Annotated in this window: 12 protein-coding genes; 5 read left to right on the top strand and 7 right to left on the bottom strand. The window is 37.8% G+C overall.

All coding sequences use genetic code 11. The features are described from left to right. The first annotated feature begins 101 nt into the window (after nucleotides 1-101). On the top strand, nucleotides 102-920 hold the full coding sequence (locus tag ACO1D1_RS17595) for a 5'-nucleotidase, lipoprotein e(P4) family (protein ID WP_149869170.1): 819 nt from the start codon (nucleotides 102-104) through the stop codon (nucleotides 918-920). Between the two features lie 96 nt (nucleotides 921-1016). Here the strand turns inward: ACO1D1_RS17595 and ACO1D1_RS17590 are convergent, their stop codons facing one another. The 3 genes from ACO1D1_RS17590 to ACO1D1_RS17580 form a co-directional block, all read right to left on the bottom strand. Continuing rightward, a complete protein-coding gene (locus tag ACO1D1_RS17590) occupies nucleotides 1017-1382 on the bottom strand; it encodes a cytochrome-c oxidase (RefSeq protein WP_149869171.1) in 366 nt (121 codons plus the stop codon). Nucleotides 1383-1529: 147 nt separating this feature from the next. Next, nucleotides 1530-2786: a DUF445 domain-containing protein gene (locus ACO1D1_RS17585; RefSeq protein ID WP_423336580.1), complete on the bottom strand. Its 1257-nt coding sequence runs from the start codon at nucleotides 2784-2786 to the stop codon at nucleotides 1530-1532. Between the two features lie 176 nt (nucleotides 2787-2962). Further along, entirely contained in the window at nucleotides 2963-4021 is a 1059-nt protein-coding gene (locus ACO1D1_RS17580) for a HupE/UreJ family protein (protein WP_423336579.1), read from the bottom strand. Between the two features lie 410 nt (nucleotides 4022-4431). Here ACO1D1_RS17580 and ACO1D1_RS17575 point away from each other — a divergent pair, with 410 nt between their 5' ends. Then, nucleotides 4432-10389, top strand: coding sequence for a lamin tail domain-containing protein (locus tag ACO1D1_RS17575; protein ID WP_423336578.1), 5958 nt, complete (start codon nucleotides 4432-4434; stop codon nucleotides 10387-10389). Nucleotides 10390-10416: 27 nt separating this feature from the next. On the opposite strand, the gene ACO1D1_RS17570 is transcribed toward ACO1D1_RS17575, so the two are convergent. Genes ACO1D1_RS17570 through atpB form a run of 3 tightly spaced genes read right to left on the bottom strand, consistent with a single transcriptional unit; the run spans nucleotide 10417 to nucleotide 12625 of the window. Beyond that, on the bottom strand, nucleotides 10417-11382 hold the full coding sequence (locus ACO1D1_RS17570) for an AtpZ/AtpI family protein (RefSeq protein WP_149869175.1): 966 nt from the start codon (nucleotides 11380-11382) through the stop codon (nucleotides 10417-10419). 4 nt (nucleotides 11383-11386) lie between these two features. Next, nucleotides 11387-11782, bottom strand: a complete 396-nt coding sequence (locus ACO1D1_RS17565; protein ID WP_149869176.1) for an ATP synthase F0 subunit B — start codon at nucleotides 11780-11782, stop codon at nucleotides 11387-11389. Between the two features lie 27 nt (nucleotides 11783-11809). Further along, nucleotides 11810-12625: a F0F1 ATP synthase subunit A gene (gene atpB, locus ACO1D1_RS17560; RefSeq protein WP_423336577.1), complete on the bottom strand. Its 816-nt coding sequence runs from the start codon at nucleotides 12623-12625 to the stop codon at nucleotides 11810-11812. Between the two features lie 195 nt (nucleotides 12626-12820). Here atpB and ACO1D1_RS17555 point away from each other — a divergent pair, with 195 nt between their 5' ends. Continuing rightward, nucleotides 12821-13354 (top strand): hypothetical protein, encoded by a 534-nt coding sequence (locus tag ACO1D1_RS17555; RefSeq protein ID WP_149869177.1) that lies wholly within the window; start codon nucleotides 12821-12823, stop codon nucleotides 13352-13354. A 58-nt stretch (nucleotides 13355-13412) separates the two neighbouring features. Here ACO1D1_RS17555 and ACO1D1_RS17550 read toward each other — a convergent pair whose 3' ends face one another. Continuing rightward, a complete protein-coding gene (locus ACO1D1_RS17550; RefSeq protein ID WP_149869178.1) occupies nucleotides 13413-13718 on the bottom strand; it encodes a HesB/YadR/YfhF family protein in 306 nt (101 codons plus the stop codon). 259 nt (nucleotides 13719-13977) lie between these two features. Here ACO1D1_RS17550 and ACO1D1_RS17545 point away from each other — a divergent pair, with 259 nt between their 5' ends. After that, on the top strand, nucleotides 13978-14235 hold the full coding sequence (locus ACO1D1_RS17545) for a CGCGG family rSAM-modified RiPP protein (RefSeq protein WP_149869179.1): 258 nt from the start codon (nucleotides 13978-13980) through the stop codon (nucleotides 14233-14235). Between the two features lie 123 nt (nucleotides 14236-14358). Further along, nucleotides 14359-14655 carry a hypothetical protein gene (locus tag ACO1D1_RS17540; protein WP_149869180.1) on the top strand — a complete coding sequence of 99 codons (297 nt, stop codon included), beginning with the start codon at nucleotides 14359-14361 and terminating at the stop codon, nucleotides 14653-14655. Nucleotides 14656-14706: the final 51 nt, after the last annotated feature.

The following is a 14706-nucleotide window of genomic DNA, read 5'->3' as shown; positions in this document are numbered from 1 at the left end:
ATCAACTTATTTTCCCTCTACTCGATTAATCCCCGATAATTGCTTAGATTTTATTTTTCTCCGTATACTAAGAAAAATAACAGGTCAGGAGGTCTCTTTAGATGAAAAAAATAATGACTTTGATTGCAGCATCTGTTTTATCATGTACAATTTCGGGCATCAGTGCATGTGCACAAACGTTGACAAGCCAGACTAATGCTTTAGCGGAACAAAATACGATGTCTGTTCTCTGGTTTCAAAAAGCCGGAGAAGCAAAGGCTTTATATTATCAGGGCTATAACATTGGGAAGATGAGATTAGATGAGATATTAAGGAATCGAGATCAGCAAACAGCCTTAAAACCGGCGATTATTCTTGATTTAGATGAGACCGTTATCGATAATAGTCCGTTATTTGCGGGGAAAATTGTTTCGCGGGAAAATTACCCGTTAAATTGGAGTAAGTGGGTTGATCGTGCTGAGGCAAAAGCACTTCCAGGAGCCATTGAATTTTTAAAATATGCCGATTCTAAAGGTGTGGCTATTTACTACATAACCAACAGAAAAGAAGAAAAAAAAGCGGTAACATTAAGAAACTTGCAGGCCCTAGGTGTGCCGCAAGCCAATGCGAATCAGCTTTTTATGAAGCAAAAGGGTGAACAAGGAAAAGAAATGAGACGTATGCAGGTTGCTAAAACACATGAAATTATTCTATTATTTGGCGATAATTTAGGTGATTTTAGTGGATTTGACCGATTAGCAGTATCTGATAGGGTGGAAGCAGTCGATAAACAAAAAGATGAATTTGGAAGAAAGCTTATAGTGTTTCCTAATCCAATGTATGGTGACTGGGAAGCGGCTATTTATCATTATGACTCCAGAAAATCAGCTGAAGAAAGATTGAAACTCAGGAAAGAAGGATTAGAGCCATTCCTGCCATAGATGAGCTGAAAAAGACACCGAAATCGGTGTCTTTTCAAATCAGTAACCAATTAGAAACTTTCATATGATAGAAGAAAAATGATAATAAATCCGGATTTAGTTTTTCACATTTTTAAGGATGTTGATTGCATAAACAATAATTCCCAACACCATTAGTGTTCCGCCAGTGGCAACAGCCGGGCCAGCTTGTTCTGTCCCTGATACAAGGAGTGCTAGACCAATCATCATGATTGGCAATGAGATATTATGCAGCCAGAAATGAACCTTTGCGAGAGTAGTTTCGGCTGCTTTTGGAAAACCAAGATAAATAAGTCCGGCAAGTGCCATTGACATCCATCCTAATAAATTTATATGGACATGAACAGGAGTGAAGGTGAACTTTTCTGTCATTGACATATACATACCAATGCAGACCCCAATGACAAAATACACAACAGAAATTTTAATAAACTTAACTGCCATACTTTCTTCCCCCTTTGTAATTTAGAAATAGTGACTACAGTACTAAATATGAGGGAATATTCTGAAAAAGAACTTCATTTTTTAAGGACAAAACGTGATATTTTTACTGAAAAAAGCCGCCTTAAAAATGGCGGCTTTACAATTAAATTATATCAGGGCTTTAATACCTACTAAAACAAGACCAATTAAAAATCCGCAAACAGCACCATTTACCCGGATCCATTGCAGGTCTTTGCCTACATTTGTTTCAACCATAGTGATGAGGGTTTTATCATCCAGTCTTTCCAAATTTTCCTCGACAAGCTTGCCAATCTTGGAATGGTTTTTATCTACAAAAGCGGAAATTTGCTGTTTAATCCAAGTTTCGATGGCATTGACTTTCTCAGGATTGGCTTTTAGTCTTTCGAACCCGTCAATAACCATCGGGAGGATGTAATGATCGAAGAAACGTGGTTCATCGACGAAATCAGACACTTTCTGCTGGAGCTGATCTAATATAGAGATAATTTTTTCTTGGGGCTCCCATTTTGCAATCAATTGTGTCTTTAAGTGATTGAGCTCCTCGTAAACTTTTTCATCATTTTTAACGGATTGCAGTTTTTTATGAATGTGAATCATTAATGTTTGCCTATTTTGATTAAAGGGATCGCGAAAGCTGTCTACCCCTTTCAGTATTAAATTTTGAATAATATTGCCCAACTTTTCTTCGTTAACCAAATTACTAAAAGACTTTAATGCAAATTGCATAAAACCATCTGCTTTAATATTTTCCACAGCGTCAACCGCTAACCCGCCAAGTTTGTATTTCGTACTATCCTTTTCAGCCCACTCGCGAATCTCTTTTAAAATAAAATCGAGTGTTTTTTCATCGTATTTTCTTTCCGAAACCTGGTCGATGACCAGTGGCAGGTAATTCTTAGTATCTAACTGGTTTAACTGTGTTTTTAATTCCTTTTCTATTATGGGAGCAATTCTACTTGTATCGATCGTTTTAATTAAATGTTGAATTAGGGTGATGACATTTTTTTGAATTGCTTTCGAGTGAATTTCCTTGTCAATGATTGAAAATAGTTTCCCGGAGAAATCGATTGTGTCTATTTTTTTTCTAATGCTCTCCTTAGTCAGCCAATCATTTTCCAGCATTGAGATAATCCCAGCGATAATTCTTTTACGATTCTTAGGCAGCAATGCCGTATGGGGAATGGGAATGCCTAAAGGATGCCGAAATAGGGCGGTTACTGCAAACCAATCTGCGAGTCCGCCAACGAGACCTGCTTCGAACCCCCCTTGCAGGATAATCCCCCATATTGAATCTCGGATCGGCAATGTTGCCAGAAATCCGATTGCCATAATTGTAAGAGAAATAGTCGCTAAATGCCGCGATTTATTCTTCTGATTTACCATCTTTGTAACCCCTTATTTTTGGAAATTATATGTTATCTACTGATATTATCTCATTTTAACAAAAAATAAAGCAATTTATAAATCATAATAGCTAAATTTTACATGCATGGCCTATTAGAATCAAAAAAGAAAGACCTTGCATTCGAAGGCCTTTCTTGCATTCAAGATTCTGTTCATTAAGCAGCTAGTCGTTCAATTAACCATATGCCGCCTAAGAGAAAAGCTATGATTGAAAAAGTAACAATAGCCTTTCTAGAATACTTCGATCGATATAATATAGATAGGAGCGGTAAAAGCAGGATGACGATTGCCAATTGAATCATTTCAATACCAATATTAAAACTAGCTAAATCGGCTGCTAATGAACTTTTTGGAATATTCATTTCTTTAAGGATATCAGCAAAACCCATCCCGTGAATTAGACCGAAAACAAAAGTAATCGCCCATCGATAGTTTATTTTTTTTCGGAAAATATTTTCCAAGGATACATAGCAAATGCTTAAGGCAATAGCTGGTTCCACAAAACTTGCAGGTATGTTAATTATACCCAATACTGTCAACGTCAGCGTTATACTGTGGGCAATTGTAAAAGCAGTAATTGTTGCTGCTAACTGCTTGAATGTTTGTCTGGTGATTAGTAGTGACAGGAGAAACAACAAGTGATCATAGCCTGAGAGAATATGATTCATCCCTAATTTCAAAAATGAAAACCATGAAGATGAGGTTGTTGTTTTGACGGGATGGGCCTCCTTGGTTTTTTTGGGTTCGGCAGATGGCTGAACTGTTTGCCCTTCTCCAATTTGTTGTTCTTGCTGTACTTCCGTTATCAACATTGTCCAGGTTCGATTTTTCCCTTCTAAAGCTGCTTCGCTTTTTTCACCCATATATGATGCAGAAACAAGGTTGACGTAATTGGTGCCCGTATCATGATAATAAAACCCATCATTAAAAATGAATGTCTCGCCGGGTGCAAAAGCAGGAAACATCATTGTAATTGAAAAAAATTCTTTATTTTCCTTTTTGATAATTTCCATTTTCTTAATAGTAGGTGTTTGTTCGATGTTGTCCTTATCTAATGTAAGTCCTTCTGTTATTAATTCTTCTAAGTGATGGGTATTCTCTTTGATTTCAGACTGATCAAGAATAAAGTTCTTGTTTTTATCAATAGCAGGTATTAATTCTAGTACCGATAACGTATCAAGTGAAAATACAACTTCTGTATTCTTATTGTCCATTGTTATTTTTGTATAACTAACACTGTAAGCGTGAGCGGAAGTACTATCGGGAAATGACAAAATAGAAAATAAAAATACGGCTAATAATATCAAGGTAAGATGTCTGACTTTGAATCGAATTTTGTTGAAAAATGTCAAATTGATAATCCTCCTAAATGTTATATTAAAATAATTTCCTGAATATACCAAAAAATAATCAACATTTAATTCTTCTTTATATAATCATACTTTGAGCGAATATGTATACAGTAAATAAAAATTATTTGGGATATTTATATAATAATTTACAAAAAAATAATATCATTATTTTTAAAAATTTTGTAGAATGATAGAGTGATAAGAATCACAACGTGATAGGTAAAAATACTTGCCTTCATGTAAATCCTTAAAAGGAAAAGGGTGGTAGATGGATGAGCTTTACCAATCGAAGATTCAAGCGCATGACAAGTATGCTCATGGCGGCTCTATTACTGCTTAGCACATTTTTGCCAAGCAGCTTAATTAAAAGAGCCCATGCAGAACAAGCTGAGCATATAGTTATCAGTCAGGTATATGGAGCTGGGGGAAATAATGGTTCTGTATATAAAAATGACTATATTGAACTTTATAATCCAACCGGCAGTCCAATCTCATTAGAAGGCTGGTCAGTTCAATATGCTTCAAAGGCAGGTGCATTTTCAACTGCACCAACGGCAACAACAGTATTATCAGGTGCCATTCCAGCATATGGATATTATTTGATCCAAGAGGCACCAGGTGCTGGTACACAACCGGCATTACCAAATACCCCTGATATTAATAATGGTGCAATTGCGATGTCTGCAACTGATGGAAAAGTCGCATTAGTACAAGGTACAGATGCAATTACAGGAAAAAGCGATCCGACAGTAGTCGACTTTGTTGGCTATGGAACTGCAAACGAATATGAAGGTTCTGCAGCTGTAAAGATTTCTTCTAATGCTAACAGTGCTCAACGTCGGCCATACGCAAATGTTGATCCAGCACCAGGCAAAGGAAATGCCTGGGATACTGATGATAACGGAGCAGATTTTTATGTCGGACCTGTTGCAGCACCAAAAAACACGGCGAGCCCAATTGAAAAGCCGATGGTTCCAGTTACAAGCTTACAAGTAAAAGGAAATAATATTCAATTTACTCAAGAAAGTGATAATGTAAATGTAATAGGTATGGTTGATGCAGCTGAACCAGCGTCCACAATTAATATTTATGAAAACGCATCCAAAGCAATGGTGCTTGCAACTGGTACGGCTGCTAATGATGGTTCGTTTTCGATTAGTTTTACGTCTGACAAAGCATTGCCAACCGTATTTGTTGCTGCAAAACAAGGCGAACTAGATGAAAGCGCCGCGATTCAAATTAATGTAGCCACAGCTAGTGCATCCATCGCTCAAGATAAATTAAGCTATGTCGTAAATAATGGTACAGGTACATTAATCGGTAGTGCAGCTACTGCAGCAGCAAATGCAACCGTGAATGTCTATCCAAATGACAAAGCAAATGCTAATGAACGATTTGCTTCCGTTACAGCAAGTACATCAGGAGATTTTAATACGACAATCAAAAATGCTCCTGATACCATCTATGTAACACAAATTACAAATACTGCTAAGGGAATTATGTTAGAGAGCACTCCTGTTGCCGTGGCAAAAGCTGATACAACAGTGGTTACCCAAATTGCTGAAGTTCGCGAGTCTGACGCAAAAGGCCAGCCGGTAAACCAAAACAAGTTTTTCACGGTTGAAGGGGTTGCAACTGTTGACAACCAAATTCTTGGAACACAAAAGCAAAATTTCTATATTCAAGATGACACGGCAGGGGTCAACATCTTTGGTTCGCTAGAAACACCAATTAAGACACTTAAAGGTGATAAAGTACGCGTTACAGGTAAAGTTTTAAATTACAATGGTTTATTGGAATTGGAAGCTACCTCAATTGTAAAAATTAGTGAAGGAAATCCAATTCCAGCTCCTAAAAACGTTACGATTGTTGATTTAAATACGTATGCAGTGGCAGAGCCGCTTGAAGGCAGCCTTGTATCCGTAACAGGTAAAGTTTCTGCTGTTGCCGTAACTGGAGTTAATTATAACGTTACCTTTGTTGACGATAATCTTAAAACAACATTAATTAGGGTTATGGGCGCAACAGGAATTAATCCAGATAAAGACCTTGTAACTGGTAAAAGCTACACGGTTACTGGTGTATTAGGTCAGTATACGACCAATGCTTCAGCAACAAATGGCTATCAATTGTATCCGCGTGATGTGAAGGATATTTCGCCGATTTTAGCAATCACTCACACAGGGATTAAAGAGGTTTACAAAGGAACAAGTGTAGAATTTGCTGCAAATGCCGATGGGGCAGAAACAGTAACTGCATATTATCGAGCAACTGGAGCGACAGAATACACACCTTTACCTATGGTTAAGGGCAGTGAGGGTCGTTACACAGTAACATTGGCAGCAGCTGATGTTCCGCAAAATGGTTTCGAGTATTATATTGAAGCAAAAGCGGGTACTCAATCAAAAACAGCTGGAACTAATGAAACTCCATATGCTGTTACATTAATTGATGATACATTTGGACCAACAATAAGCGGAGAAACACCGCAGGATGGTACAAAAGTGGAAAGTCCGACACCTGAAATTTCAGCATTAATCGATGACCCAAGTGGTGTCGATGAAGCAACCGTACAATTGTGGCTGGATGGCAAAGAGCTGAAAGCACCGGCTGCTGTCATTAGCAAAACACAAGTAAAATACACGCCTGAGCAAGAGCTTGCCCTTGGAAAGCACGCAGTAAAGGTTGCTGCTAAAGACGTTTTAGGCAATACATCTGAAAAACAATGGACATTCGAAGTCGTTCCGCGCTTTACCGGTGGAAATCACTATCGTGGTACAACGCACAACCACACGAATATTTCACATGATGCGGCTGGTACGCCAGAAGAAGCACTTAAAGCAGGTAAAGCCCATCATTACGATTGGTTCGCATTCTCTGACCACTCTCATGATATTGACCCTGAAAAGCTGGGAGTGGATACAGTTGATCACGGCGGTATGCAGGAGCGTACAGGCGGCAGCCAATGGAAATTAACAAAGGATTTAGCAAAGCAATATACAAAAAATAATGACTATGTTGTCTTCCCTGCATTTGAAATGACCTCAACCACATGGGGACACTCTAATATCTTCGGTACAGATAATTTCATTGACCGGAATATTAATGGCAAACAATATCAAGACTTAAACAAGTATTATGCATGGGTCATGACGTACGATGATATCGTTGGGCAATTTAACCACCCAGATATGTCGGCAAATGCGTTTAATAATTTTAAGCCATACAATAAAGATTTAGACAAGTTATTTACGATGTTAGAAGTCGGTAATGGCTCCGGTCACTATGGCTATGCCAATGCTGAAGGAAAATTCTATACAGCCTTAGACCTTGGCTGGCATGTCGCTCCAACTTATGGGGAAGACAACCACGATGGCACATGGGGACAGACGAACGCTCGTACAGTTATTGTTGCTGATGATCTTTCACAAGATTCCTTAATGCACGCGATGCGGAATATGCGCGTGTACATGGAGGAAGATCCAAACTTCAAGCTGGATGTATTAGCAAATGGCTACTTCATGGGTTCAACCGTTGATAGCAAAACATTGAAGTTTGACATTAAAGGAAGCGACGATGTTGCTGAAGATCGCAATAGCCCTGACTATAGTTATCTTCCGAAAACCTATAAATCTGATGATCGAATTGCAAAGGTTGAATTGATTTCAAACGGCGGCAAAGTCGTTGACTCGTATGAGCCAATGACAAAAGACTTTAAATGGAATCCAACGTACACCGTGACTGGCGGCCAGCAATGGTTTGTCGTTAAGGTTACGCAAATGGATGGGGAACGGATTTATTCTGCACCAATTTGGTCAAAAGAAGAATCTGTTGATGTAAAAGTAAACGGTATTGATATTGACGGCGGCGTTATTATTGGCGGCAACCCTGCTAAATTAACTGCGACTGTTGCCAATAACGGTATGGAAGCCATCAAAAATCTGAAAGTAGACTTCTATTATGATGAAGTGAAGCCTGAGAATTTGATTGGAACCAATACTATTTCATCAATTCTATCGAAGGGCTCAGCCAGTGCAACAGCTACATGGACCAGCCCGTTGAAAGGCGACCATCAGCTTATAGTTGTAGTGACTTCAACGGATGGTCTCGATATTGGTAATGTGAAGTATACGTTACCAGTAAAAATTAAAGAGCCCCTGGGAGTAACGGTTTTAATTGATGCGGCGCATGGAAATGAAAATACAAGTGCTGACAGCGGTACGTATAAGGATAACTTAAAAGCCTTTATACTAATGCTTCAAAAGGAAGGCTATACCGTTACGGAAAATAAAGTTGCCCTAACAGACGAAGTATTAAGCAATATAAAAGTATTAGTATTAACTCATGCAAGAACTGCACTGACAGCGGCTGAACGAACAGCGGTTACAAATTTCATCAATAATGGCGGCTCGTTATTAATGGCTGGAAAGAGTAATAACGGAACCACAGACCCAACCGTTAATAATCCATTATTAAGTGATATTGGTTCAGCCATCCGCATGGGGAATGACGGTGTATTTGATGATAGTAAAACAGGAAACTTCTGGGGCGATCCAAAGGTTAGCCCATATGCTGTCCGAGTACATCCAGGATTAGTTTCCAATAATATTACCGACCGCGTATCGTTTATCGATTACTACAGCGGAACGAGTCTTTCAGGGCCAAATAATACGGCTTTAACAGAAGGCGGTAAGGTCACAATTCTGGCAAAAGGTAATGAAACAACATACCAAGGCAATATCAAAGGCGGTTACACTTATGACGCTGTTTCCGATGAAACGGGCGGTTCAGCAATTCCGTTAATCGCTTCAGAAGAAATTGGTGCAAATGGCCGGATCATTGTTTCCGGGATGAACATCTTTAACGACAAACAAATGGATGAGTCATTTGAGCCAAAAGGAAATGACGAGTTTACCCTAAACGCAGTAAACTGGTTAGCACATCGCGAAATGAAAGTGGCTAAAATTGCCGATGTCCGCAAACTGGCAGATGATACGAATGTCGTAGTAGAAGGAACGGTAACAACCGCTGCCGGCGTGTTCTTCGATGCCTTCTATCTACAAGATGATACAAGCGGAATTATGGCCTTCCTTGAAGTTCCAGACGGTTCGTTAAAAGCAGGCGATAAAGTTCGCGTATATGGACACATAAAGACATTCGAAAATAACAAAGAATTAGAGTTTACTAGCTTTGCAAAAGACGTGATCAAACTTGGAAAAGGTGAACCTGTTCAACCGAAGCAGGTTGCTACAGGTGAAGCAACAACTGCTGCCAACCAAGGTCTACTTGTGAAGGTAAAAGGAACAGTTGTTTCTAAGTATGATGAAAACTCTTATGTGATCAATGATGGTTCCGGTGATGTCCTAGTGTTTACGGATGGATACATTGTGAATCAAAGCAACGTTTCAGTACCAGATCTTAAAAAAGGTGACACATTAGAAGCAGTTGGCCTATCCGGTTCTTTTGCACAAGGGGAGCGTATCCGTGTAAGAGACACTAGAGAATTGGCTGGGACTGTTATTGACGAGACACCAGAGACAGATCCAGTAATTAAAAACGGCTGGCACCTTGAGAATGACCACTGGTATTATTACAATAATGGTGTTCAAAAGATAAATGCTTGGGTTCAAACCGAAGGAAAATGGTATTTCCTAGGACTTGATGGAGCGATGCTTACAGATGAATGGGTAAAATCCGGAGGGAAATGGTATTATCTTGGTACATTTGGTGTCATGAGCAGTAGTACTTGGATTTGGACCAACGGAAAAAGGTATTTCGTTGATGATCAAGGTGTCATGAAAACAAATGCATGGGTGCTGTCTAGCGGAAAATGGTACTATCTAGATGGAAATGGTGCTATGAAAACAAATGCATGGGTACTTTCTAGCGGAAAATGGTACTATCTCGATGCAAATGGTGTCATGAAAACAATTGCATGGGTACTTTCTGGCGGGAAATGGTACTATGTTGATAGTAATGGTATCATGAAAACAAATGCATGGATTCTTTCTAGCGGTAAGTGGTATTTCCTATCTGCTAACGGAGCAATGCAAACTGGTTGGATAAAAATAAATAACAACTGGTATTATCTTGCATCAAATGGTGCAATGCTAACAGGATGGATAGAGATTAACAAGAAATGGTATTTCCTTTACAATGATGGCCACATGGCGGCGAATACGTCAATTGGAAAATACAAAATTGGTAAAGATGGTGCCTGGATTCAATAATGGTCATGTATAGAAAAAGAACTTCTCTCAATGTTGAGAGAAGTTCTTTTTCTGTGGCCTGATATGGGTGACCAAGCCATCTAGGTCAGTAATATAAAATTGCGTTTCAGGTTCTGTTTTAAGGTAATGCTCCTGTAAAAGTTGATAATAATTCACTCTGTGCAGTGGATCAAATTTTAACATTGGATATTCCTTTTTGTCACTTACGTATTGATCGACCGCTTTTTGAACGAGATCCATTTCAATTGGTATTTGTTTTTCATGTTCTTCAAACAAATCGTAAGTTTCCTTCGACATATAGAACTGTTTTGAAGGAATACCGCCAAGTAGGTGAGCTAGTTGTTTAAAGTCGATACTGTTGTCCTCTTGAACAAGGATTGTCCGAAAAACTCCCTTTGGCAGATCTTCGGAAAATGTTCTAACAGCTCTTCTTACTTCTTCAATGGTCACGTCAATAATCGGATAACTCTTCTGATCCTCCGAGATCATCAGTCCGGTTTTCTCTGTTTCCTTTCCTCTCTGTACAGGGGATTTAAAGTATTTTTGCACTATTGAATAAACAGTCAATCCTCCAATTCCTATCCCTAAAAATGTACCAATTAATGTAAAGGTGGGGTATAGCTCATAACGGTGATCAAGAAATGTTCCCAGTTTAAATCCTGCATAAACCGAGATTGCGATCGCAATTCCAAAAACCATGTTTAAGGAAAGGGCTTTCATAAGAAAAAGCGTGAACTCATTCCAATGTGTCTCATTTGAGTTGTTTTCATTCTTTAAAAACTTCTTCACTTCGTTTTTCATTTCTGACGATACCTTATTTTCCTCGAAGAAGCCCTCAAGGTACTCTTCCACAGATTTATTTTCATTCTTTAACAGACAGGCAGTTTTTTCATGCGATCCTTTTGTGTAATGAACGAAAATCCACTTTTCTTCAAACCCTAATTCGAGGTTTTCTGTCACTCTTCCTAAGTCTTTTGTAAACTTGTGCTTCATAATTTTATGCCCCCCTTATTTGAGTATTTCGGGGATACGAGTGTGAAGGTGATAAAAAGGCGTCTTCATTTTCCTCTTTTTTTATTTTTCTCACCTCTTCTTTTGCATCTTGAATGATCTGCATAGCTTCTTTTTCGCTCCGCTGTAGAATTTCTCTTGCTTCTATTTTAGCCTTTTTGAGGATATCCTCGCTAGCTTGAAGGTTTATTTTTGCGTCAAATTTGTACTTTTCCGTTAACTCCAGTTGGTTTTCTATATGCTCTTTCCTTTTATCAAGAATATCCACAAGTTTTTTAAAAACAAACCTCTTTAAAATAAATACTAAAACAGTAAAAATTATGGCTTGGTATACCATTGTGCCCAGAGAAATAGGAAGTCCGAATAACGTTAAATCCCCCATTATTATATAATACTCCTTTCGTTTAAATTATGTTAATCGATGAGCGATATAAACCATTGTAAGTGTAACAAAGATATAGGCTTGAATCGCACCAATAAAAATACAAAATGCCTGCCAGATTAACATTGGTACAGATGCTAGCAGACTGATGACCAATCCATGTGTGACAGCACCTGCTAAAAGAGCGAGCATAACTTCCCCTGCATATATATTTCCAAACAAACGGAGACCGAGCGTTAAGGTGGTGGCGAGCTGTTCTATGGCATTGATTGGGAACAAAACCTTAAAGGGTTTAAAGAAACTAACAAAAAAATGTTTAAAGCCATGCAGGCGAATATCAATGAAGTGGGTATATGCGATGATCATGATGGCCAGAGTCATTGTTACATGTGCATCAGCAGTGGGGGATTTCCACCAGGCAACAGAATTTTCATCAGTCGTAACAATGGAGAAGGGGACCCCCATAAGATTTGCTATGAACAAGTACATGAATAAAGAAACTCCTGTCGACAAAATAAATAAATTGTTTGAAGCAACCATTGAAGAATGCATGATGTCCTTAATAAACTCCAGAAGCCACTCCATAAAATTCTGCCATTTATTAGGTGTATTTGTTGTTGAATTTCTTGTGAATAAATAGGCGATGAGAAATACAATAATGGCAGCTGCGGTAGTGGTTAAGATGATGGATAAATCAAATGTTAAATGAAACAAGACTACTTGAGGCCTCGTGTGTTCCGTGATGTCCAACCCCTTTCTATTAAAGGATAGAAACAGAATGAAAGGAACCATAGAGTAAGAGGAATAAATCATGACATCTTTATTATATACCAAAATTTTCATTATTGTAACATAATTCGTAATTATTCCATAACTTTCTGGAAAGTACGATTGACATAGTGGGAAAGATTATTAGTTTTTCAAATTATTTTGCATAGAATAATAATTTTGGAGCAAATGAAACCTTTTATTACTTTTTTCTTCTCATTAAATGTTGTAAAATAATCAAGGCGAATAAAGAAATAGGAGGAATCTCAGATGAAAAAGTTTTTAGTTTTACTAGCAGCTATTACAATGGCCTTTGGGCTTGCCGCTTGTTCAAGTAATGAAGAGGCAAAAACAGAAAAGAAGGCTGAACCAAAAGAAGAAACAGCACCTAAAGTTGATGTTAAAAAGGAATTAGTAAAATTCTATATGGACCTGGGCAATAAAATTAATCAAAAAGATGCTGATTTAAATGCATATGTGGCGAAAGCAACGAAGGAAGATGCAAAGCCTGAAGAATTACCAACTGCTGAGGATCGAGCAAAAGCAAGTGAATCTGCATCAGCCGTTGCAGCTGAATTAAATAGCGTTCAGATTCCAGCAGAACTGAAAGACCAAAAGGCCGATCTTGAAGCAGCAATTAAGGATTACGCCGCCTCATATCAAGCAAAAGCAGAAGAATTAAAAAAGGATGCTCCGTCATTAGAAGCAGCAGATGCAATCTTTGCTCAAGCGGAAGAAAAGCTGGGTAAAGTATTTGAAGGTGCAAAATTACTGCCACCGAGCATAGGGAAACAAGTAAATTAATAATTTTAAATTAGCCGGATGAAAATCATCCGGCTAATTTTTTACATTGTTATTTAGTTTATTGAACCGCAGTCTCTTCCTTAAATATAACCTGTATTTCATCGAGGAAATTGTCAACAGATAAGTAAGTTTTGGTATCCTCGAAGAACCAAACATCATTTCCTTCAACATAGAAATTAATTCCATTTACCTCTTTTGTAAAGCCTGCGTTTGCAGGATGTTCAGCAGAAAAGGCAAGACTATAGCCTTTATGTTTTTGGCCAAACCCAGCATATTGAGGAAACATCCGAATGCTGAATGGTTTATTAAATTCAAATTCTTTTGTGAACCATAATGAAGCTTTTTCGTCGATAGATATGAACATATTATTACACCAACCCTTCCATCGTTGATATTCCTATAAGGAAAAAAATGATTTTTCATTCCCTTATAATGAAAGATTATCTTTTTCAATGGCTTTTGCATGTGACAATATTCACGCTTAGTGCGGAATCACGCTGATTTTAAAAAAAGTTCATTATTTCGTTTCGAATTGTACACAAGTGTGTTAAAAATCAACTCTAATGGGTTTAATAAATGTTTAAATAAAAATAACAAATATTTTTTTTAGCTTGGAGGAACCTATGAATAAAGATTGGACGAAGGACTTGGAGCATGATGAATATGAACAGGATATTGACCTAATCATAAAAGATGCATTAACAGCAGTGGAAGAGACCGCTAAAGGCTGTTTTGTGAACCTTGTGACCTCCTCAGTATTTGGCAGTCCCGTTGACTATTTACAGCCCTTAATAGAGGAGATGTATCCAAAGAAAGTAAAGATTAAATTCATTGATCAGTGCGGGTGCGGAGGTTATGTATTGCGGGTTTGGAAAATCTGATCGTTTTTCTTAAAAACTTCCGAATTTTTTATGAACATTTCAGCATTTTGTTACTGTTTTTGTAACATGTGTATAGTGAAAACGATGATAAAATAAAGGAAATAAAACAAGGGAGTTTTGACCATGGAAAAACAATTTGAAAACCTAATCGATAACGATATGGATATAAAAAGCTTAATTCATACATTTAATGCCACTTTGGAAACCATAGAAAAAAGGCTATCGAGATTAGAGAAAATGGACAGCATTGAACACAGAGTGGAAGTTAATCAAATTGATTTATCTGATATTAAAGAAGCACTAGAGCGTATTGAACGAACACAAAGCAATGATATTCAACATATCAACCGCCGGCTTGATTCTCATCTAGTAAAAATAGCAAAAGTGGAAGAGGAACTGATTATTTTAAAATCAAAATAATTCTAAGTACACAAAAAATAGACCGGGCGTGAGGGGCACGGTCTATTTTTT

This window comes from Neobacillus sp. 19, from assembly GCF_049463095.1.
Taxonomy (GTDB): domain Bacteria; phylum Bacillota; class Bacilli; order Bacillales; family Cytobacillaceae; genus Neobacillus.
Note: the sequence above shows the minus strand (reverse complement) of the source record. Positions and strands in the feature narration are given on the sequence as shown.